The sequence below is a fragment of the Streptomyces sp. AHA2 genome, from assembly GCF_036857595.1.
GTDB lineage: Bacteria > Actinomycetota > Actinomycetes > Streptomycetales > Streptomycetaceae > Streptomyces.
This window is the reverse complement of record NZ_JAUQWJ010000019.1, coordinates 38,842-59,745: the sequence shown is the minus strand read 5'-3', so window position 1 is coordinate 59,745 and position 20,904 is coordinate 38,842. Positions and strand designations below refer to the sequence as shown.

Below are 20,904 nucleotides of genomic sequence, written 5' to 3'. Positions count from 1 at the left end.
GAATGCCCGACTTCGTACGGAAAATACCGGGCAAAATGGTCAGGTTGTGTAACGCGTCACAACCATGCCGTCCTCACCCGACGCGCCGGAATTACCTCGCGAAACGTCCTTGAAATCTACGCGTTTAGGACCGGGAAAAGCGGGCAGAAGAATGGGGTCGGCTCTCCCCGGATGAATTCTGAATTGTGTGCGTCAGCTTACACGGATTCGTTATGGCGGCAGGCAGGAAGAATTCAGGCTCCGGTCACCCCGTCGATACGTTCACGCAGGAGATCCGCGTGGCCGTTGTGCCGCGCGTATTCCTCGATCAGGTGAATGAGCACCCAGCGCAGACTGACCTGCATCCCGGGCACCGGCCCCTCGGCCACCCGGCCGACGTGGTCCAGGGGCAGCCCGGCGGACAGCTCCCGGCCCCGGGCGATCTCCCGCCGCCAGATGCCGAGCGCCTGGTCCAGCCCTCGTGCCGGATCCAGCGCGTAGCCGGCCGGGTCCTCGAACACGGGGGGTACGTCGAGACCGCCGGCCACGCGCTGGAACCAGTTCCGCTCGATCTCCGCGAGGTGCTGCACCAGACCGAGCAGGGTGAGGGAGGAGGGCGGTGCCGCGGCCGCACGCACCTGGGCGTCGTCCAGCCCGGCGCACTTCAGCTCCAGGGTGGCCCGGTGGAAGTCCAGCCAGCTCTCGAGCATGGCCCGCTCGTCACCGGTGGTGCGCGGGACGGGGCGGCCGTCGGGGAGGGTGAAGGTGTCGCCGGGGGAGTCGGTGGTCATGCCGGGAGCATGGCACGGGCCACTGACAGCGGGGCCGCTCACGGGTCCGCAGCGGCCTGCGGCGGCTTCGGCGGGGCGGCCTGCGGCGGCTTGACGGCGGGGCGGCGTGCGGCACGCGGCCCGGCCCCGTCGGCCGTACTCGGCTGCTTCCGGGGCGGAGCCCGCACCGTGGCCCGGGCGGCCCCCGGCGGGAGTCCCGTCGCGCCCCGGGCGGCGGGTCAGCCGGCGGTCACCGCCACGCCTTCTCCGCCGCGCGGAGCGCGCCCTCCACGTCGACCGCGAGCCCCGACTCGGCCATTGCCCCGCCCAGTGCCGCCAGACTCGACCGCACGGCTCCGGGCGTCGCGTCCGCGCCGTAGTGGTTGACCCGGATCATCTCCTTCGCCAGCGCACCTCCGCCCGCGGCGAGCGGCACGGCCGGGTCGGCCGCCAGCGCCCGCGCCACCAGCTCCGAGGCCACCGTGTCCGCCGGTGCCCGCAGGGTCGTCGCGACCGGCGCCGCGTCCCGGGCGTCGTGCACGTACGGCTCCAGCCCGCCCCCGAGCGCCAGCGCCCCGGCCCGGGTCGCCGCCGCGGCGGAGGCGTGCCGGGCCATCACCGTGTCCAGCCCGGCGGCCTCGATCCGCTCCACACAGGCCTCCAGCGCCAGCATCTCCAGCTGCGCCGGGGCGTGCAGCAGGGCCTTGCGCCCGCCGTCGATCCACCGCTCCTTCCAGTCGAGGAGCGACAGGTACGACCGGCGCGGAGCCCGGGGGTTGGCCGCCATCCGGGCCCAGGCGCGCGCGCTCACCGACACCGCCGACACGCCGGCCGGCCCACCCATCGCCTTCTGCGCGCCGATCACGCACAGGTCCACGCCCCACGCGTCCGGCAGCACCGGCTCGGCGCCGATCGAGGCCACCGCGTCCAGGTAGAACAGCGCCCCGTGGGCCCGGACCACCTCGCCGATCTCCGCGACCGGGTTGGTGTTGCCGGTGGCGGCCTCCGCGTGCACCAGGGAGACGAAGTCGATCTCCGGGTGGTCGGCGAGGGCCTGGCGGATCTGCTCGGCCGTGACCGCCGTGTGGAAGGGCACCGCGAGGTCGATCACCGTGGCGCCGCAGTCGCGCAGCCAGTCGCCGAACGTCTGACCGTACGGCCCCGTGATGACGTTCAGCGCGGTGTTGCCCGGGCCGGCCGTGGCGCGGATGGCGCCCTCCAGCGGCAGCAGCGCCTCGCCCTGCATGATCACCACGTCCTGCTCGGTGCCCAGCAGCCGGGCCACGCGGTCCTCGATCGCGGCGAAGCGGTCCGCGCCGAGCGGGGCCAGGTCCAGAAACGGATGCGTCACGGCAATGCTCTCTTCACTCACAGGTTCGACGGCAACGAGGGTAACCGGCGGCGACGGACCCCCTTCGCGGCGAGGTCCGGCACCGGCCCCCTTCGGAGCGGGCCGAGCGGCTCACTAAGGTGCGGGACATGAGCGAACGCGCGGTGCTGCACGTGAGGGGACGGGTGCTCGTCGGGCCCGAGGACGTCCGGGACGAGCTGTGGGTGGTCGACGGCCGCGTCACCTACGACCCTCCGGCCGGGGCCCGGGACGTGCGCACCGTGCGGGGCTGGGCCCTGCCCGGCCTGGTGGACGCGCACTGCCACGTCGGTCTCGACCGGCACGGCCCGGTGCCCGCGGACGTCGCCGAGAAGCAGGCGCTCACCGACCGGGACGCGGGCACGCTGCTGATCCGCGACGCCGGTTCGCCCTCCGACACCCGGTGGATCGACGACCGCGAGGACCTGCCGAAGATCATCCGTGCCGGGCGGCACATCGCCCGCACCCGCCGCTACATCCGCAACTACGCCTGGGAGATCGAACCCGAGGACCTGGTCGCGTACGTCGCCCAGGAGGCACGGCGCGGTGACGGCTGGGTGAAGCTGGTCGGCGACTGGATCGACCGCGACCTGGGCGACCTGTCCGCCTGCTGGCCCCGCGAGGCCGTCGAGGCGGCCATCGCCGAGGCCCACCGGCTGGGCGCCCGCGTCACCGCCCACTGCTTCGCGGAGGACTCCCTGCGGGACCTGGTCGAGGCCGGCATCGACTGCATCGAACACGCCACGGGCCTGACCGACGACCTCATCCCGCTGTTCGCCGAGCGGGGCGTGGCCATCGTGCCGACGCTGGTGAACATCGCGACCTTCCCGCAGCTCGCCGACGGCGGGGAGGGCAAGTTCCCGCGCTGGTCGGCCCACATGCGCCGGCTCCACGAACGCCGCTACGACACCGTGCGGGGCGCCTACGACGCCGGCATCCCGGTCTTCGTCGGCACCGACGCCGGGGGCGCGCTCGCCCACGGTCTCGCGGCTGCCGAGGTCGCCGAACTGGTCACCGCGGGCATCCCGCCCGTCGACGCGCTGGCGGCGGGCACCTGGACGGCCCGTTCCTGGCTCGGACGCCCCGGCCTGGAGGAGGGAGCCCCGGCCGATCTCGTGGTCTACGACGAGGACCCGCGGGCCGACGTGCGCGTCCTGGCGTCCCCGCGCCGGGTGGTGCTGAACGGGCGCGTGGTGGGCTAGACCTGCGCGGCCACCGGGCTGACGGCGGGGAACGCCTGTGCCGGAGGATTTCGAAAACTCCCGCGGTCTCGCCACGTTGGAGTGAAGTGGTGGCGGATCGCTGACGCCGCCCGCGCGCCGGGGCGATTCTTTCCGGGTCCCGAGCCTGCCTTCCCATGGAGTCCCCCGTGAACAGCCCTTGCTTCCGCATGCCCGCACGCCGACTGGCGACCGTCGCCACGGCCACGGCCCTCGCCGCCGGGCCCCTGGTGCTGACCGGTGCGAGCCCGGCGCACGCCAGCGGCGACCACGGCCGCGCGAGCGCCGCCGTCCTGCGCACGGGCCTGGACGTCTCCCTGCTGAACAAGTCGGTGAACGTCCCGCTCGCCGTGTCCCTCAACGAGGTGCGGGCCCCGCGGAGCGCGGAGAAGAACACGCTGACGGCCGGCCTCGACGCGGTGGACGGCGGGAAGCCGTTCAGCGTGCTGCGGGCCGAGGCGGCCCGGGCGACGGCCACCACGAGCGCCACGAAGGCCGAGGCGTCCACCACGCTGTCCCACGCCCGTCTGCACGTCCCCGGTCTGCCGCTGCTGTCGGTCGTCGAGGTCGAACAGGTCACGGCCAGGGCCACCTGCGAAGTCGGGAAGAAGCCGGTCGCCACGACCGACCTGCCCGGCTCGGTCACCGTGCTCGGCAAGCGCGTCACCCTCACCGCCGGCGGCCCCACCGACGTCAGCGTGCCCGGTGTCGGCGAGGTCCGGCTCGATCTGACCGGCACCCGGACCACGGCCCGCTCGGCGGCCGCCACGGCCCTCGAACTCAAGGTCTCCGTCAACCCGCTGAAGCTGAACGTCGCCGAGGTCGACGGCACCCTCACCCTGGCCGAGGCGACCTGCGCGACACCCCGCCCCGCGGCGGCTCAGCAGCCCCCGTCGGCCGGTGTCGAGCCGCAGGGAGCCCCCGTGGAGGAGAACCTGGCCGAAACGGGCGGCAGTTCGGCGACCCCCTACGTGGCGGCCGGCGCCGTCGCCCTGCTGGCGACAGGCGCGACAGCAGTCGCACGGTCCCGCCGCCGGGGCTGACCGGGAGCCGCGGGGCGGGAACGGTGCGCGGGCGGGCGCCGGTGGTTCGGCCGCCCCGCTCCGACGCGCCCGGCGGCCTCAGTGCTCCAGCGCCCCGCTCAGTGCCGTCAGGAAGTCGTCCGTCGTGGGGCGGTCGCGGACTGCCAGGCGGAGCCAGTGCTCGTCCAGACCGGGGAACGTGTCGCCGCGGCGGACGGCGTAGCCGAGGTCGCGCAGGCGGCGGCGTACGGCGGCCGCCCGGGGGAGGCGGATCAGCACGAACGGGGCCTCGGCCGGCCCGGCCACCCGCAGCCCGGCCGGAGCGAGCCCGGTGAGGCCCGCCACCAGGTGGGCGCGGTCCGCGGCGACGCGGTGGGCGGCGTGGGCCGCCTCCGCCAGTGCCCGGGGCCCCACACACGCCTCGGCGGCCACCAGCGCGGGCGTGGACACCGGCCACAGCGGCTGCGCCCGCTCCAGCTCCGCCACGATCTCCGGCGCCGCCAGCACGTAGCCGATCCGCAACCCGGCCAGGCCCCACGTCTTGGTCAGGCTGCGCAGCACCACCAGGCCGGGCACGTCGACGCGCCCGGCCAGGGCTTCCCGTTCGCCCGGGACCGCGTCCATGAACGCCTCGTCCACCACCAGCACCCGGCCGGGCCGGGCGAGGGCGGCGATCGCGTCCGCCGGGTGCAGCACCGAGGTCGGGTTCGTCGGGTTGCCGATCACGACCAGGTCCGCGTCCTCGGGGACGGCCGCCGTGTCCAGCCGGAAACCGTCCTCCTCGCGCAGCAGCACCCGGCCTACGGTGTGCCCGGCGTCCCGCAGCGCCGCTTCCGGCTCCGTGAACTGGGGATGCACCACGACCGGCCGCCGCACCTTCAGTGCCCGGGCCAGCAGCACGAACGCCTCCGCCGCGCCCGCCGTCAGCAGCACCCGTTCCGCCGGCAGGCCGTGCCGCCGCGCCACCGCGGCCCGGGCGGCCCGCCCGTCCGGGTAGGCGGCCAGGCCGGCGAGCGAGGCGGTGATGTGCTCCAGCAGCCATGCGGGCGGTGTGTCCGCGCGGACGTTGACCGCGAGGTCGACGAGCCCACCGCCGGCGTCCCGTACCTCGGCGTCCCCGTGGTGGCGCAGGTCGTGCCCGCTCTCAGTGCGCATGGCCGTGTCCGTGTCCTCGCTGGTGGTGGCCTTCGGTGTTCCGGCGGGCCGTGCCGGCGCCGGCGGGTGCCGCGCCGATCCGGCCGGCGTCCGGGCCGCCGAGCCGGGCCACGGCACAGGTCGCCCGCCCGGACCTGCGCTTGGGGACGAGGAGTTCACCGCCGCGCAGCAGGGCCGCGGCCTCCGCGACGGAGGGCGTGCCCACGGCGGTGCGCGCCGCGTCCGACGGATGCGGCACGCCGACCCGGGCCAGTTCCCCGGCCGTGTACGTCACCAGCGGCACCCCGAGCCGCCGCGCCGCCCCCACGACCCCCGCCTCCCCGGCCTTCGCGTCGGCCGTGGCCAGCTCCACGACGGACGTGACGGGCAGCCCGGCCTCGCGCAGGGCCGCCCCGACCAGCGCGAGCACCTCCTCCACCGGGACGCCCTTCGACGCGCCGACCCCGACGACCACGCGGGTGCGCCCGCTCAGCGGCTCGGCCGAACCGGGCCCGCCGCTCATGAGGCGCGGCACCTCTCCACGAACCGGCGGGCGACCCCCGGCCGGGCCGCCCAGTGCGTGTGCAGGTAGCTGGCGTGGACACCGCCCTGCACGAACCCCTCGACCCTGCGCCGGGCGCCCAGCAGCCCCCAGGCGGGCTCGGCGCCCGAGCCGGGCTCGACCGCGGTCCGGTGGAACTCGTGCCCCCGCATCCGGGTCCCCGCCGCCGCGAGGACGCTGTCGCCCACGGCCACCGCCTCCCGGTACCCGAGCGTGAGCCGCTCCGTCATCCGCGCCCGGGCGTCCAGCACGCCGCACATCGGCAGGCCGTCCAGCTCCCGGCACAGGTACAGCAGGCCCGCGCACTCGGCGGCCACCGGCGCCCCGCTGTCCGCCAGGACGGAGACGGCCTTGCGCAGCGGCTCGTTGGCCGACAGCTCCGAGGCGTACATCTCCGGGAACCCGCCGCCGATCACCAGCCCCCGGGTCCCCTCGGGCAGGTCGCCGTCGCGCAGCGGGTCGAACGGCACGACCTCGGCACCGGCGGCCGTCAGCAGCTCGGCGTGCTCGGCGTAGGAGAAGGTGAACGCGGGCCCGCCGGCGACGGCGATCCGCGGCACGGCCCCCTTCTTCCGCGCACCGGCCCCGGCCCCGGAATCGGGCACGTCCCGGGCTCCGGCGTCGCAGCGGGCCCCCGCCGCCGCGTCGCGCAGGGTTCCGTGCATCGCCTCCGCCGCGTCCCACGGGTCGCAGGACAGTGGTCCCGCCGTGCGCGCCAGCGCGGCCAGTGCGTCGAGGTCGCACCCGGCCGCCACCTGCGCGGCCATCGCCCCGACGGCCGCCACGGCCTCCGCGCGCCGTTCGGCGACCGGCACCAGGCCCAGGTGCCGGGACGGCGTGTCCACCTGCGGGGCCCGCCGCAGCACCCCGAGCACGGGCACCCCCACATGCTCCAGCGCCTCCCGCAGCAGCTCCTCGTGCCGGTCCGTGGCGACCTTGTTCAGGATCACGCCCCCGACCCGCACCTCCGGGTCCCAGGACACGAACCCGTGCACCAGCGCCGCGACCGACCTGGACTGCGACGACGCGTCCACCACCAGCACCACCGGCGCCCGCAGCAGCTTGGCCACGTGCGCCGTCGAGGCCAGCTCGCCCTGCCCCGCCGCCCCGTCGTACAGCCCCATCACGCCCTCGACGACGGCGATGTCGCACCCGCGGGCCCCGTGCCGGAACAGCGGACCGACCAGGTCCGGACCGCACAGGTACGCGTCGAGGTTGCGCCCCACCCGCCCGGTGGCGAGCGCGTGGTAACCGGGGTCGATGTAGTCGGGGCCGACCTTGTGCGGGGACACGGCGAGCCCCCGCGCGGCGAACGCGGCCATCAGCCCCGTGGCCACCGTGGTCTTGCCGCTCCTGGAGGAGGGAGCGGCGACGACCAGCCGGGGGACGGACGAGGACGACGTCACCACTCGATGCCCCTCTGCCCCTTCTGCCCGGCGTCCATCGGGTGCTTGACCTTCGACATGTCGGTGACCAGGTCCGCGAAGTCGACGAGTCCGGCGGGCGCGTTCCGTCCGGTGATCACGACGTGCTGGGTTCCCGGCCGGTGCCGCAGGACGTCGACGACCTCGTCGGTGTCGATCCACCCCCAGTGCAGCGGGTAGGCGAACTCGTCCAGCACGTACAGCCGGTACGTCTGTGCCGCCAGGTCCCGCTTGACCTGTTCCCAGCCCTCCCGGGCCTTCTCCTCGTTGCTCGAGTTGTCGCCCTGGAGGTCGCGCTGCACCCAGGACCAGCCCTCGCCCATCTTGTGCCAGGCCACGGAGCCGCCCTCGCCGGAGGCGCCGAGCACCTTCAGCGCGTTCTCCTCGCCGACCTTCCACTTCGCCGACTTGACGAACTGGAACACCCCGATGGGCCATCCCTGGTTCCAGGCCCGCAGCGCGAGCCCGAAGGCGGCGGTGGACTTGCCCTTGCCGACGCCCGTGTGGACCATCACCAGCGGCCGGTTCCGTCGCTGACGGGTCGTCAGACCGTCGTCCGGAATGACACTCGGCTGTCCCTGCGGCATTACGCGGCCCTCCTCGAAGTCCCCTGCACATCTCTGACCAGGCCGGCGATCGAGTCGGCCCGCAGCTCGTCCAACGTCACGGCCGTACCGCCCAGTTCACCGGCGAGCCGTCCGGCGAGCCCCAGCCGCACCGGCCCCTGCTCGCAGTCCACGACGACGGACGCCAGGCCCTCGGCCGCGAACAGCCGCGCCGCCCGGCCCGCCAGCGCGACGGGCTCCGGGCCGCCGGTCGCCCGGCCGTCGGTCACCACCACGACCAGCGGCCGGCGCGCCGGATCCCGCAGCCGCTCCACCCGCAGCACCTCGTGCGCGCGCAGCAGCCCGGCGGCCAGCGGGGTGCGGCCGCCGGTCGGCAGCGTCTCCAGCCGGGCCGCCGCCGCGTCCACCGACGAGGTCGGCGGCAGCGCGACGTCGGCGCCCCCACCCCGGAAAGTCACCAGGCCCACCTTGTCCCGCCGCTGGTAGGCGTCCAGCAGCAGCGACAGCACGGCCCCCTTCACCGCGCCCATGCGCCTGCGGGCCGCCATCGACCCGGAGGCGTCCACGACGAACAGCACGAGATTGCCCTCGCGACCCTCACGGGTGGCCTGCCGCAGATCGTCCCGGCGCACCACCAGACCCGGCCCGGACCTGCCGCGGGAGCGCTGGTGCGGCGCCGCGGCCTGCACGGTCGCCGCCAGGTGCAGCTTGGTCAGAGTGCCGCGCGGCCGGCGCGCCCCGGTCGTACGCCCGTGCTCGGTCCGCGCCCGCGAACGCCGCCCGGCGGCCCCTTCGCCCAGTCCCGGCACGCTCAGCACCTTGGTGCGGAACGGCTCGGCGGCCCTCACGGCCGACTGCTCGCCGGCCCCGGGCCGCTGCGCCGTCCCGTCCTCACCGGAGGCGGGGGAGGCCGCCGAGTCGCCGTCCTGCCGCGGCGCGTCGTCCCCGGCCTCCGGCCGGCCGCCGCCGTCGGGGCCACCGGGGCCGCCGCCGTCCGGGAAGTCGGGACCACCGGGTCCGCCGCCGTCCGGGCCGTCCGGCCCGGGGTCGGGGTCCGGGTCGTCGTCGGAGAACTGCTCCAGGGTCTCGTCCAGCTTGTCCTCGTCCAGACCCGGCGCGTCGAAGGGGTTGCGCCTGCGCCGGTGCGGCAGCGCCAGCAGCGCCGCCTGCCGGACGTCCTCGGCGAGCACGTCCGTACGGCCCGCCCAGGCGGCCAGCGCGGTGGCCGTCCGGGCCATCACGATGTCGGCGCGCATGCCGTCCACCTCGAAGGCCGCACAGGTCGCCGCGATCTGCCGCAGCGCCCCGTCGCCCAGCCGCACCGACGGCAGCAGCTCCCGCGCGGCGGCGATCCGGGCCCGCACCCCGGCCTCCTCCTCGGCCCAGCGCGCGGCGAAGGCGGCCGGGTCGTCGTCGTAGGCCAGCCGGCGCCGTACGACCTCCACCCGCTGGTCGGGCTCACGGGAGGCGGCGACCTCCACCGTCAGGCCGAACCGGTCGAGCAACTGCGGCCGCAGCTCGCCCTCTTCGGGGTTCATGGTGCCCACCAGCAGGAAGCGGGCCGCGTGCCGCACCGAGACGCCCTCGCGCTCCACGTACGAGGCGCCCATCGCCGCCGCGTCCAGCAGCAGGTCGACCAGGTGGTCGTGCAGGAGGTTGACCTCGTCGACGTAGAGGATCCCTCGGTGTGCGTCGGCGAGCAGCCCGGGCTCGAAGGCCTTCACGCCCTCCGACAGGGCCCGCTCGATGTCCAGCGCGCCCACCAGCCGGTCCTCGGAGGCGCCGACGGGCAGTTCGACCATGCGGGCCGGGCGGTACTGGCCGGCGGTCCCCGGCGCGTGCGGCCCGTCGGGGCAGGCGGGGTCGGGGGAGGCGGGGTCGCAGGAGAAACGGCACCCGGGGACGACCTCGACCTGCGGCACGAGCGCCGACAGCGCCCGCACGGCCGTCGACTTGGCGGTGCCCTTCTCGCCGCGCACCAGCACACCGCCGACCGCCGGTGACACGGCGTTCAGCAGCAGCGCGAGCCGCAGATCGTCCTGGCCGACCACGGCGGTGAACGGAAACGGGGTGGTCACTGGTCGTCGCCCTCCAGAGTGCTTGTACGTTCGGGGTGGGTGGCCCGGGGGGCCCGGGGCGCGGCGCTCACGCGGGTGCTCCCGGCGGGACGAAGGGCAGGCCCTTCGGCGGGCCGGACTCGACGAGCCGCCACAACGCGTCGGTGTCCGCGTGCTGTTCGATCAGGTCGCCGAGCCGGTCGAGCTGCTCCTCGCGCAGCGCGGCGAACGAGGTGTCCGGCGCCGGCACGAAGCGCCGGCCCGCGGCGGCGGCGACCTCGCGCAGGAAGGCCCGGCGGAAACCGTCCGACTCCAGCGAGCCGTGCCAGTGCGTGCCCCAGGTCTGGCCGACCCGGCAGCCGTCCAGGAAGGGCGTGCCGCCCCGCACGTCGGCGACCCCGTGGTGGATCTCGTAGCCCTCGACGTGCTCCCCGAGGGCCTCGCCGGCCGGCCGGGTGAGGGTCTTCTCGCGGGCGAACCGCACCCGCACGGGCAGCAGTCCGAGCCCGTCGACCGTGCCGCGCCGGCTCTCGACGTCGTCCTCGATGTGCTCGCCGAGGATCTGGAAGCCGCCGCAGACACCGAGGACGGGCCGCTGCTCGGCGGCCCTGCGGGCCAGCGCGTCGGCGAGCCCCCGCTCGCGCAGCCACTCCAGTGCGCGGACCGTCCCGCGGGTGCCGGGCACGACGACCAGGTCGGCGTCGGCCAGCTCCTCCGGCCGGTCCACGAACCGCACCACCACGCCCGGTTCGGCGGCCAGGGCGTCGACGTCGGTGAAGTTGGACATCAGCGGCACGGCGCACACCGCGACGCGCAGCACGTCCTCGCCGACGGGCGGCGCGACGGCCGACTCCCGCACGGCCCCGCGCAGCGAGACCCGCAGCCCGTCCTCCTCGTCGATGCCCAGCCCGTGCCGGAACGGCAGCACGCCGTACGTCCGGCGCCCGGTCAGGCCCTCCAGCATCTCCAGCCCGGGCTCCAGCAGGGAGACGTCCCCGCGGAACTTGTTGACCAGGTACCCGGCGACGCACTCCTGGTCCTCGGGGGACAGCAGCGCCACCGTCCCGAAGAACGAGGCGAAGACGCCGCCCCGGTCGATGTCGCCGACGACGAGCACGGGCAGTCCGGCGTTGCGCGCGATGCCCATGTTGACGATGTCGGTCCGCCGCAGGTTGATCTCGGCGGGCGAACCGGCCCCCTCGCAGATCACCGCGTCATACGTGCCCCGCAACTGCTCCAGGCAGTCCAGCACCGTCCCGAGCAGCCGCTGCTGCCGCCCGCCGTGGTACCCGCGGGCGCTCATCTCCCCGACCGGCTTGCCCAGCAGCACGACCTGGCTGCTCTGCTCGCCGCCGGGCTTGAGGAGCACCGGGTTCATCAGCGCGGCGGGCTCGATCCGGCAGGCCTGCGCCTGCATGGCCTGGGCCCGCCCGATCTCCGCGCCCTCCCGCGTCACGAAGGAGTTGAGCGACATGTTCTGCGCCTTGAAGGGCGCCACCTTGACGCCCTGGCGTACCAGCCACCGGCAGATGCCCGCCGTCACGACGCTCTTGCCGGCGTCGGAGGTGGTGCCGGCCACGAGAAGGCCACCGCTCATGTTCACTTCCCCCTCTTGGAGTGCCGCGCGCCGGTCAGCAGCCGGGCACCGGCGCACACCCCGAGCGCGAGCCAGGTCACCCGCCGCGACAGCCGCACGGCCCGTTCCACGTCGTCCGTGACGACGGCACGCCCCGCCGAGTTCAGCACGGGCCGGTGCTCCACCCGCCCGCCGTAGGAGAGCGTCCCGCCCAGCCGCACCCCGAGCGCCCCGGCGAACGAGGCCTCCACGGGGCCGGCGTTGGGGCTCGGATGCAGCCCCGCGTCCGCGCGCCAGGCCCGTACGGCCCCGCGCGGATCGGGTCCGGCCAGGGCGGCGAGCGCGGCGGTCAGGCGGGCACCCGGCCACCCTGCGAGGTCGTCCAGCCGGGCCGAGGCCCAGCCGTAGCGCCGGTAACGGGGCGACTTGTGCCCGACCATGGCGTCCAGGGTGTTGACGGCCCGGAACCCGAGCAGCCCCGGCACCCCGCCGACGGCTCCCCAGACCAGGGCCCCCACCACCGCGTCGGAGGTGTTCTCGGCGACGGACTCGACCACGGCCCGGGCGATGCCGTCGGCGTCGAGGGCCTGAGGGTCCCGTCCGCACAGGTGCGGCAGCCGGGCCCGGGCGGCCTCGACGTCCCCGGCCTCCAGGGCCTGTCCGACGGCCGCGGCCTCCCGCGCCAGCGACGTCCCCCCGACCACGGCCCAGACGGCGGCGCCGGTCAGGGCGGTGGAGGCGACGGCGGATCTCCGTACGTTGCGCGCGGCGGCGGACCCGAGTGCGACGGCTCCGCCGGCGCACACGGCGGTGTGCAGCGCGCCCCACCCGCGGTGGTCCCGCCACAGCAGCCGTTCCACGGCGCCCGCGGCCCGCCCGAACGCGGCGACCGGGTGCCCCCGGCGGGGATCGCCGAGCAGCAGGTCACCGATCAGGCCGGCGGCGGCGCCGTACGCGAAGACGCGACCGGCACCCATCGGCTCAGCCGGCCGAAGGGGACGTCGGAGAAGGGGTGTCGGGCCTCGGTCGGCAGCCGCGCATGGCGATATGTCCTCACTCAGGGTGTCCACGCCCTGGTTCGAAGAGACCGGCGGTGAGAGTTCCTGGCTTCCGGGGCGTCCGCCCCGGTGACAGTGGCGGGACCGCGCCGGACTCGCACCGGCTTCCTCTCCTGCCGCCGTATTGGCCCCGGCAGTCCACCACGGCCGCGAACAACCGTCAACTTGCCGTTGACCTGCGCGGGGAGAGTGTGCAGAACCCCACATCCCGCCGGTCACACGCGTGCCGGGCGGCACGGGACCTCACGTCCCGTGCCGCCCGGCGGTCGCGCGCGGTTGTGCCGTCAGGCCATGATCAGGTAGATGCCGTAGCCCACGGCCGCCGCGCACGCGGCGAAGCAGGCGTAGGCGCCGGTGACGGCGAGGCCGGCGGAGCCGCCCTCGGCGGCCGCCCGCTCCTGGCGGGACAGGCCGGTGATGCCGAGGGTGAACAGGCCCACCAGGGCCACGGTGACCACGAGGCTGACGCCGAAGACGGAACCGAGGGCCGCCCAGTCGATCTTCATATCGGTGACTCTTCCTTGTTGCCGGTGGCCGGATCAGACCGTGGTGGTCGTGGAGGCGGTCCGCTCGGAGGTGGCCTGGGCGGGGAACGCCGGGACCGGTTCCTCGGCGATCTGGCCCGCCGGCGGCGGCGTCACCGCGGCCATCGCCGTGGTCACCACGCCGGCCGGCTCCGCCTCGTCGGTGTCGTTGACGTTGGTGTGGTCGACGACCTCACGCCGGGAGATCTTCCAGATGGCCGCGCTGGAGACGACCAGGAAGACGGCCACCACGGCGGTGCCCCAGTCGCCGAAGCCCGTGACGTACTCGGCGAGCGCGCCCACCAGAGCCGCGGCCGGGAGCGTCAGGCCCCACGCGACGAACATCCGCGTCGCCGTCGACCAGCGCACCACACCGCCCTTGCGGCCGAGGCCCGCGCCCATCACGGCGCCGGAGACGGAGTGGGTGGTGGACAGGGAGAAGCCGAGGTGCGAGGAGGCCAGGATGACCGTGGCCGCGCTGGTCTGGGCGGCGAAGCCCTGCTGCGGCTGGAGGTCGGTCAGGCCCTTGCCCATCGTGCGGATGATGCGCCAGCCGCCCAGGTAGGTGCCCAGGGCGATCGCGACGCCCGCGGAGAGGATGACCCACATGGGCGGGTCGGAGTCCGGGGCGAGGGTGCCGCCGGCGACCAGGGCGAGGGTGATGATGCCCATGGTCTTCTGCGCGTCGTTGGTGCCGTGCGCCAGGGAGACCAGGCCCGCGGAGGCGATCTGGCCGGCCCGGTAGCCCTTGGCGGAGGCCTTGCCGTCGGCCTTCTTGCCGAGGGAGTACGTCAGCCGCGTGGCGAGCAACGCCGCGATGCCCGCGACCAGGGGGGCGGCGATCGCCGGGATCAGCACCTTGGTGACCAGCACGTCGCCGTGCACCGCGCCGGCGCCCGCCGAGGCGATCGTGGCGCCGATCAGGCCGCCCATCAGGGCGTGCGAGGAGCTGGACGGCAGACCGACCAGCCACGTCAGCAGGTTCCAGAGGATGGCGCCGACCAGGGCGGCGAAGATGACCTCGGGCCGGATGCCGGCCTCGTCGACGAGGCCTTTGGAGATCGTGTTGGCGACTTCCACGGACAGGAAGGCGCCGACCAGGTTGAGGACGGCGGACATGGCCACCGCGACCTTGGGCTTCATGGCGCCCGTGGAAATGGTCGTGGCCATCGCGTTCGCGGTGTCGTGGAAACCGTTCGTGAAATCGAACGCGAGTGCGGTTACTACCACAATCGCGAGGATCAGCGAGAAGCTTTCCATTTACCCAGGCAATCGTTCGAGGTCGTTGGCTGGACGAACGTAGGTAACCCGAGTGAACGGAAGATGAACTGGGAGGGGCGTGGGAGTGTCCACAAACAAGGGTTGCCGTTCCGCCCTGCTGTCAGGGTCCCCGCGCTCCGGCGACCGGATCCCTCGCGCGAGCCGCTTCAGCCGATCGAGTGACCGCGGCAGCCCGCAGGCAGGGTATCCGACGCGCAGTGACGGCCCCTCCACGAGGGGTGATCACCGCGGAAGGCGGGGAGCCCGCCCCGCGGCATCCCGCGCCGCGCACCGGACTGGCAGGATCGCCGCATGGCTGAGCAGCGAGGCGGCACACGGGACGGCGGGCGGGACGGCGGCGGACGGGCCGCGGCGGAGGCGCAGGCCAGGGGTGCGACGCCCGAGGAGGCGCTCGCCTGGGAGGACCTCGTCGCCACGGCCCGCCGGACGGTGGCCGACGGGCTCGTCGTGGGCACCTCGGGCAACGTCTCGGTGCGTGTCGGCGACACCGTCCTGGTCACCCCCTCCGGCGTCCCCTACGACCGGCTGGCCCCCGGCGACGTGACCGGTGTCACCCTCGACGGACGGCAGGTCCTCGGCACCCTCGTCCCGACCAGCGAACTGCCCATGCACCTCGCGGTCTACCGGTCCACCGGCGCCCGGGCCGTCGTCCACACCCACGCCGTCCACGCCACGGCCGTCTCCACGCTCGTCCCCGAGCTCCCGCTGATCCACTACATGGCCGCCGCCCTCGGCGGACCCGTCCGGGTCGCCCCCTACGCCACCTACGGCACCGACGAACTCGCCGCGCACATGCTCCGCGCCCTCGACGGCCGCTCCGGGTGCCTGCTGCAGAACCACGGCACCGTCACCCACGGCACCACCCTCGACCAGGCCTACGACCGCACGGCCCAACTGGAGTGGATGTGCCGCGTCTGGCTCACCGCCGCCTCCGTGCCCGGCCTGAGCCCGAGCCTGCTGTCCCGGCGGCAGTTGACCGAGGTGGAGGAGCGCCTGCGCGGGTACGGCCAACGCGGCTGACCCGCGCGGCGGCGCATCACCCCGCGGCCCCCTCCCACTGGTCGCGCGGCGGCCCGGCCAGGACACTGGAGCGGTGCGCACTGTCAAAGCGACGGCCGCTGCCGTCACCGCCGTCCTAGGTGCCGGTGCCGCCGCGGTGGCCGCCGGCCGGTTCGCCAGCGACGCCGCGCTGAAGGCGCCACCGGGCCGGCCCCTGCCCACCGAGCCCCGGCTGACCGTGCACGGCACGGCAGCCGGGCAGATCAGCCTCACCCGGGACCTCGCCGCCCTGCGGCCCGGCCGCTACGGCCTGGCCGGAGACGGCTCCCACGCGATCGTCGGCCCCGTCCTGGAAGGCGCCTCACCCACCGCCGACACCGTCGTGCGCCGCCTGGAGGCCGTCACCCACGGCACCTTCCAGCGCGGCGACAAGGCGTGGCTGACCCCGAACGTCCACGTCGGCACCCCCCGCACCGCCCTGGGCCTGGCCCACGAGGACGTCGACATCATCGGTGAACTCGGCCCCCTGCCCGCCTGGTTCGTCCCCGGCGCCCGGGACACCTGGGTGATCACCGTGCACGGACTGGGCACCACCCGGGAACTCGCCCTGAACATCATGGCGTTCCTCAACCGCCACCACTTCCCGGTGCTCGCCCCGGCCTACCGCGGTGACGTCGGCGCGCCCCGCTCGCCCGACGGCCTGAGCCACCTGGGCGAGACCGAGTGGCGCGACCTGGACGCGGCCATCCGCCACGCCGTGCGCCAGGGAGCCCGGCAGGTCGTCCTGCACGGCTGGTCCACCGGCGCCACCATGGCCCTGCGCGCCTCCGCACGCTCGAGCCTGCGCGACTACGTCTCCGGGCTCGTCCTGGACTCCCCGGTGCTCGACTGGGAGACCACCCTGCGCGCCCTGGCCTCGGCCCGCCGCACCCCGAGCGCCCTGCTGCCCCTGGCGGTCCGCGCCGCCCGGGGCCGCACCGGCCTCTACGGCGACCGTGTCGCGGACGCGCCCCCGTCCGACGCGCTGAGCGTGCCGGCCCTCCTCCTGCACGGACCGGACGACGCCGTGGCGCCCTGGCGGCTCTCCCGCCGGCTCGCCGAGTCCCGCCCGGACACCGTCGCGCTGCACACGGTCGCCCACGCCTCCCACGGAGCCATGTGGAACGCCGACCCCAAGGGCTACGAGGAGGCCCTGCGGCGCTTCCTGACCCCGCTCATGTGAGCCGCCCCGCCTCCTGTCCGCGACCGTTCCCCGGCACCTGCCGTTCACGGTCCGCCCACCCCGCCGCAACGGGCTTCCGTTCCCCTCCCGGCCGACCGGTCGTAAGGATTCCGTTTAGTGCCGTACCACTGGCCCGTTCCCGGCCCGCGAGCACTCCGGGGAGCCGGTGCCTTGGCCATCCTCGTCGCCCGCGGTGACATTCCGTTTGGGTTTTCGGACCGTCAACCGGAAGACTGCACCCGTGACGTCCCGTATCCCGCGCGACTCCAGGCTTCGACTCGTCCGCCCGCGACCCCTGGCCGCCGCCCCCCGAGCGATGAATCAGCGGCGCTCGCGCCGACCCGCACCGCGCCCCCCGGAGGGCACCCCGGCCCCGGCGGAGCTGGCCAGAATGGCACGCCTGGGCCTGGCCGACGCGGCCCGCGTCGCCCGCTGGGCCGACGCCGCGCTCGGTCCCGGCCGCGACGGCGCCACCGCCGACGGCAAGGCCACCCTCTCCGACGCGACCGCCGAACGGGCCGCCCGCGACCTCGGCCTGACCCCCGATCAGGTCCGGGCCGACTGGGACACCGCCCGCCTCGCCGGACTCGTCGAGGTCCACGGCGACAGCGCCCGCCCCGGCTGGCGGCTGCGCGCCTGGGACCGCGACGACAGCGCCGTGCTGCGCGGCTGGGTCGCCCTCTTCGACGCCTGGTCGCTCGCCTACCCGGAGCCCGAGGGTCACGAGCCCGCCGCCGTCGCCGAGGTCGTCTCGGCCATGCCGCAGACGCTCACGTTCCTCCAGTTGTCCGCCGGCCCGGTCCCCGTGGAGCAGCTCCTCGACCTGCTGGAGCAGCGCGTCACCGAGCTGCGCACGGCCCGCTGCGAGATCCCCTACGGCCCCCGGCCGGAACCGCCGGCCGAGCCCGCGCCCGCCGACGCCCCGCTCGCCCCCCTGCTCGACTGGGCCCTGCGCGCCCTGGCCTCCGTCGGCGCCCTCACCTACGGCGACGGCCAGGCCACGCTCACCCCGCTCGGCAGCTGGGCCGTCTGGGTCAAGCTGGAGCAGATCTGCGTGGCCGCACAGAGCCCCGCCGGGAACATCGAGCAGTCCGCCGAGGACATGCTGCGCGGCTGTGCCCAGCTTCGCCCCAACGCCGCCCGCGCCGAGTACCGCGCCTGGCTCGCGGCCCGGACCGTCGGCGGCGCCGTCACCGAGCTGCTGGCCGCCGCCCGCGGCGAGGACGCCCTGCTGCGCGGCCTGGCCTTCGAGGCGCTGCGGGTCGTCGGCGCCCCGGCCGAGCCGGACGTCCGCGCCGTGCTGGACGAGCCCACGCTCAGGCCGTACGCGCTGCTGTGGCTGGCCGAGCACGACGGGGCCGATCCGGAGGACGCCCACGAGGTCCTCACCCGCGAGGAGGCGACCTGGCTGTGGGTGGACACCGCCGCCGCCGTCGCCGACCACGGCGAGGCCCCGCTGCTGGTGCGCCACCTGGAGTCCGCCGTGCAGCCGACCGTCCCGATGCTGCTGGACGAGGTGCGCGCCGTGGGGCACCCGCGCACCGTGCAGGTGCTCGTCGCCCTGGCCGCGGCCCACCCCGACCCGGCCCTGGCCAAGGCCGTGCGCCGGGCCGCGTTCCAGGTCCACACCGGCGGCAGCTAGCCCCCCGTCTCCGGCGCGTAGGTGCCGAAGCTCCACACGTTGCCCTCGGCGTCCCGGGCCATGTAGTCCCGGGAGCCGTAGTCCTGGTCCGTCGGGGGCATCAGGACCTCCACGCCGTGCTCCACGGCGCGGCGGTGGTGCGCGTCCACGTCGTCCACCACCACGTACACGCCCGCCGCGCCGGCCCCCTTCATGGCCCGGTCGAAGACGCCGCCGGTGCCGCGCGTGCCGATCATCACCGCGCCGTTGCCCTGCACCAGCTCGGCGTGCAGCACCGCGCCGTCCTCGCCCTCGTACACGGACAGCTCCGTGAAGCCGAGGGCCTCGGTGAGCTGGCGGATCGCCGCCTTCGCGTCCCGGTACAGCAGCGTCGGGTAGATGCTCGGGCGCCCGCCGGACGTGCCTGCCATGCCGATCACTCCCTCGTGCGCGGTCGCCGCGATCCTCGGTGATCCGGACCCGCTGTCCAGTCTGGCACCGGGCACCGCCGCCGACCCGGCGAGACGAAGCGAACACCCGCACGCAGAAAAAGTGGTTGCACCGCCCCGTTAGACTGTCGTCATGGCCTTTCTCCTCGCGCATTAGACGGCGGGAACGTCCTCAGCCGCCCATCCCGCCCCCGTATCCGCCCTGGAGTCTGTCCGTGATCTCCGCCTCCGGTATCGAGCTGCGCGCCGGTGCCCGTGTCCTCATCGAGAACGCCACGTTCCGGGTCGCCAAGGGCGACCGCATCGGCCTGGTCGGCCGCAACGGCGCGGGGAAGACCACCCTCACCAAATGCCTGGCCGGCGAGGCACAGCCCGCCGGCGGCACCATCACCCGCTCCGGCGAGGTCGGCTACCTGCCGCAGGACCCGCGCACCGGCGACCTCGACGTCCTGGCGCGCGACCGCATCCTGTCGGCCCGCGGCCTCGACGTCCTGATCCGCAAGATGCGCGACAACGAACAGCGCATCGCCAACGGCAAGGGCGCCACCCGCGAGAAGGCGATGAAGCAGTACGAGCGCCAGGAGACGGAGTTCCTCACCAAGGGCGGGTACGCCGCCGAGGCCGAGGCCGCCACCATCGCCGCCGCGCTCAACCTGCCCGACCGGGTGCTCGGCCAGCCCCTGCACACGCTCTCCGGCGGTCAGCGCCGCCGCATCGAGCTGGCCCGCATCCTCTTCTCCGACGCGGACACGCTGCTGCTCGACGAGCCGACCAACCACCTCGACGCCGACTCGATCATCTGGCTGCGCGACTACCTCAGGACCTACCGCGGCGGCTTCATCGTGATCTCCCACGACGTCGACCTGGTCGAGACGGTCGTCAACAAGGTGTTCTACCTGGACGCCAACCGCGCCCAGATCGACGTCTACAACATGGGCTGGAAGCTCTACCAGCAGCAGCGCGAGGCCGACGAGAAGCGCCGCAAGCGCGAGCGCGCCAACGCCGAGAAGAAGGCCGCCGCCCTGCACTCGCAGGCCGACAAGATGCGCGCCAAGGCCACCAAGACGGTCGCCGCGCAGAACATGGCCCGCCGCGCCGACAAGCTGCTCTCCGGCCTCGAGGCGGTGCGCCAGTCCGACAAGGTCGCCAAGCTCCGCTTCCCCGAGCCCGCGCCCTGCGGCAAGACCCCGCTGATGGCCGAGGGCCTGTCGAAGTCGTACGGCTCGCTGGAGATCTTCACCGACGTCGACCTGGCCATCGACAAGGGCAGCCGTGTGGTCATCCTCGGCCTCAACGGCGCCGGCAAGACCACCCTGCTGCGGCTGCTCGGCGGCGTCGAGCAGCCCGACACGGGCATGGTCGTCCCCGGGCACGGTCTGAAGCTCGGGTACTACGCCCAGGAGCACGAGACCCTCGACCCGGACCGCACGGTCCTGGAGAACATGCGCTCGGCCGCGCCCGACATGGACCTGGTCGAGGTCCGCAAGGTGCTCGGCTCGTTCCTGTTCTCCGGCGACGACGTCGACAAGCCGGCCGGGGTCCTCTCCGGTGGTGAGAAGACCCGCCTCGCCCTCGCCACCCTCGTGGTCTCCTCGGCGAACGTGCTGCTCCTCGACGAGCCGACCAACAACCTCGACCCCGCCAGCCGCGAGGAGATCCTCGGGGCGCTGCGCACCTACAAGGGCGCCGTCGTCCTGGTCACGCACGACGAGGGCGCCGTCGAGGCGCTCCAGCCGGAGCGCATCATCCTGCTGCCGGACGGCGTCGAGGACCTGTGGGGCGCCGACTACGCGGATCTCGTCGCCCTGGCCTGACCTGCCGGTGCCGCCCCGCCGAAGACGTGATCAACGGCGTATGGATCATTCGGCCCAACGGTGATCCATCATCTGTGTGAGATCTCCTCGTACCGAGGTGTGTCCTACATCGATTTCGCGGTCGAGTCCCCGATCCTGCGGGGCTCGACCGCGCCGCCTTTCTGACCTGGTGTTTCCCGCCGGGGCGCGGTCGGCCCTGCGAACGGCGCCCTTCGGAATCGTCGATTCCGGATGTGGGGACGCGCTCCCGTCGTCAC

The 20,904-nt window shown here is 74.7% G+C and carries 17 protein-coding genes, 1 pseudogene and 1 riboswitch; of the genes and pseudogenes, 6 read left to right on the top strand and 12 right to left on the bottom strand.

Annotated elements, in window-relative coordinates; translation table 11 throughout:
• Positions 1-233: 233 nt before the first annotated feature.
• A complete protein-coding gene (locus tag Q5694_RS28265; protein WP_333936247.1) occupies positions 234-770 on the bottom strand; it encodes a DinB family protein in 537 nt (178 codons plus the stop codon).
• Between the two features lie 229 nt (positions 771-999).
• Entirely contained in the window at positions 1,000-2,100 is a 1,101-nt protein-coding gene (locus tag Q5694_RS28260) for a pyridoxal-phosphate-dependent aminotransferase family protein (RefSeq protein WP_333936246.1), read from the bottom strand.
• A 128-nt stretch (positions 2,101-2,228) separates the two neighbouring features.
• Here Q5694_RS28260 and Q5694_RS28255 point away from each other — a divergent pair, with 128 nt between their 5' ends.
• Together Q5694_RS28255 and Q5694_RS28250 are read left to right on the top strand one after the other, a co-directional pair.
• Positions 2,229-3,320, top strand: a complete 1,092-nt coding sequence (locus Q5694_RS28255; RefSeq protein ID WP_333936245.1) for an amidohydrolase family protein — start codon at positions 2,229-2,231, stop codon at positions 3,318-3,320.
• Positions 3,321-3,487: 167 nt separating this feature from the next.
• On the top strand, positions 3,488-4,381 hold the full coding sequence (locus Q5694_RS28250) for an SCO1860 family LAETG-anchored protein (RefSeq protein ID WP_333936244.1): 894 nt from the start codon (positions 3,488-3,490) through the stop codon (positions 4,379-4,381).
• A 78-nt stretch (positions 4,382-4,459) separates the two neighbouring features.
• On the opposite strand, the gene cobC is transcribed toward Q5694_RS28250, so the two are convergent.
• The 9 genes and pseudogenes from cobC to Q5694_RS28205 form a co-directional block, all read right to left on the bottom strand.
• Entirely contained in the window at positions 4,460-5,515 is a 1,056-nt protein-coding gene (gene cobC, locus Q5694_RS28245; RefSeq protein ID WP_333936243.1) for an Rv2231c family pyridoxal phosphate-dependent protein CobC, read from the bottom strand.
• A gap of 52 nt (positions 5,516-5,567) precedes the next feature.
• Positions 5,568-6,017: pseudogene (locus Q5694_RS28240) on the bottom strand (cobalamin biosynthesis protein); the annotation flags it as partial.
• The gene (locus Q5694_RS28235; protein ID WP_333936317.1) at positions 6,014-7,462 is read right to left on the bottom strand and encodes a cobyrinate a,c-diamide synthase; all 1,449 of its coding nucleotides are present in this window, start codon (positions 7,460-7,462) and stop codon (positions 6,014-6,016) included. The gene Q5694_RS28235 and the pseudogene Q5694_RS28240, both read right to left, overlap by 4 nt.
• On the bottom strand, positions 7,459-8,067 hold the full coding sequence (cobO, locus tag Q5694_RS28230) for a cob(I)yrinic acid a,c-diamide adenosyltransferase (protein ID WP_333936242.1): 609 nt from the start codon (positions 8,065-8,067) through the stop codon (positions 7,459-7,461). Before cobO ends, Q5694_RS28235 begins: the two co-directional genes overlap by 4 nt.
• Positions 8,067-10,124 (bottom strand): putative cobaltochelatase, encoded by a 2,058-nt coding sequence (locus Q5694_RS28225; protein ID WP_333936241.1) that lies wholly within the window; start codon positions 10,122-10,124, stop codon positions 8,067-8,069. The genes cobO and Q5694_RS28225 overlap by 1 nt, the downstream gene beginning before the upstream one ends.
• A gap of 67 nt (positions 10,125-10,191) precedes the next feature.
• On the bottom strand, positions 10,192-11,700 hold the full coding sequence (locus Q5694_RS28220; RefSeq protein WP_333936240.1) for a cobyric acid synthase: 1,509 nt from the start codon (positions 11,698-11,700) through the stop codon (positions 10,192-10,194).
• A gap of 2 nt (positions 11,701-11,702) precedes the next feature.
• Entirely contained in the window at positions 11,703-12,656 is a 954-nt protein-coding gene (locus tag Q5694_RS28215; protein ID WP_333936239.1) for a cobalamin biosynthesis protein, read from the bottom strand.
• A 101-nt stretch (positions 12,657-12,757) separates the two neighbouring features.
• Positions 12,758-12,895: riboswitch (cobalamin riboswitch) on the bottom strand.
• Positions 12,896-13,021: 126 nt separating this feature from the next.
• Positions 13,022-13,243 carry a hypothetical protein gene (locus Q5694_RS28210; protein WP_333936238.1) on the bottom strand — a complete coding sequence of 74 codons (222 nt, stop codon included), beginning with the start codon at positions 13,241-13,243 and terminating at the stop codon, positions 13,022-13,024.
• A gap of 33 nt (positions 13,244-13,276) precedes the next feature.
• Complete coding sequence (locus Q5694_RS28205; RefSeq protein WP_333936237.1) at positions 13,277-14,521, bottom strand: inorganic phosphate transporter; 1,245 nt, start codon at positions 14,519-14,521, stop codon at positions 13,277-13,279.
• 312 nt (positions 14,522-14,833) lie between these two features.
• Between Q5694_RS28205 and Q5694_RS28200 the strand changes: the two genes are divergently transcribed.
• From Q5694_RS28200 to Q5694_RS28190, 3 genes are all read left to right on the top strand, one after another.
• A complete protein-coding gene (locus Q5694_RS28200) occupies positions 14,834-15,562 on the top strand; it encodes a class II aldolase/adducin family protein (protein ID WP_333936236.1) in 729 nt (242 codons plus the stop codon).
• Between the two features lie 73 nt (positions 15,563-15,635).
• The gene (locus Q5694_RS28195; RefSeq protein ID WP_333936235.1) at positions 15,636-16,763 is read left to right on the top strand and encodes an alpha/beta hydrolase family protein; all 1,128 of its coding nucleotides are present in this window, start codon (positions 15,636-15,638) and stop codon (positions 16,761-16,763) included.
• Positions 16,764-17,004: 241 nt separating this feature from the next.
• On the top strand, positions 17,005-18,405 hold the full coding sequence (locus Q5694_RS28190) for a hypothetical protein (RefSeq protein ID WP_333936234.1): 1,401 nt from the start codon (positions 17,005-17,007) through the stop codon (positions 18,403-18,405).
• Here the strand turns inward: Q5694_RS28190 and Q5694_RS28185 are convergent.
• Positions 18,402-18,815, bottom strand: a complete 414-nt coding sequence (locus Q5694_RS28185; protein WP_333936233.1) for a VOC family protein — start codon at positions 18,813-18,815, stop codon at positions 18,402-18,404. The two genes, Q5694_RS28190 and Q5694_RS28185, sit on opposite strands and share 4 nt — an antisense overlap.
• Positions 18,816-19,048: 233 nt before the next feature.
• On the opposite strand from Q5694_RS28185, the gene Q5694_RS28180 reads away from it, so the two are divergent.
• Positions 19,049-20,647, top strand: a complete 1,599-nt coding sequence (locus Q5694_RS28180) for an ABC-F family ATP-binding cassette domain-containing protein (RefSeq protein WP_333936232.1) — start codon at positions 19,049-19,051, stop codon at positions 20,645-20,647.
• Positions 20,648-20,904: the final 257 nt, after the last annotated feature.

Excerpts from the sequence above, each read along its gene's own strand:
- Q5694_RS28265 (WP_333936247.1), bottom strand. The coding sequence starts at position 770 with ATGACCACCGACTCCCCCGGCGACACCTTCACCCTCCCCGACGGCCGC.
- Q5694_RS28255 (WP_333936245.1), top strand. The coding sequence starts at position 2,229 with ATGAGCGAACGCGCGGTGCTGCACGTGAGGGGACGGGTGCTCGTCGGG.
- cobC (WP_333936243.1), bottom strand. The coding sequence starts at position 5,515 with ATGCGCACTGAGAGCGGGCACGACCTGCGCCACCACGGGGACGCCGAG.
- cobO (WP_333936242.1), bottom strand. The coding sequence starts at position 8,067 with ATGCCGCAGGGACAGCCGAGTGTCATTCCGGACGACGGTCTGACGACC.
- Q5694_RS28220 (WP_333936240.1), bottom strand. The coding sequence starts at position 11,700 with ATGAGCGGTGGCCTTCTCGTGGCCGGCACCACCTCCGACGCCGGCAAG.
- Q5694_RS28215 (WP_333936239.1), bottom strand. The coding sequence starts at position 12,656 with ATGGGTGCCGGTCGCGTCTTCGCGTACGGCGCCGCCGCCGGCCTGATC.
- Q5694_RS28210 (WP_333936238.1), bottom strand. The coding sequence starts at position 13,243 with ATGAAGATCGACTGGGCGGCCCTCGGTTCCGTCTTCGGCGTCAGCCTC.
- Q5694_RS28205 (WP_333936237.1), bottom strand. The coding sequence starts at position 14,521 with ATGGAAAGCTTCTCGCTGATCCTCGCGATTGTGGTAGTAACCGCACTC.
- Q5694_RS28200 (WP_333936236.1), top strand. The coding sequence starts at position 14,834 with ATGGCTGAGCAGCGAGGCGGCACACGGGACGGCGGGCGGGACGGCGGC.
- Q5694_RS28185 (WP_333936233.1), bottom strand. The coding sequence starts at position 18,815 with ATGGCAGGCACGTCCGGCGGGCGCCCGAGCATCTACCCGACGCTGCTG.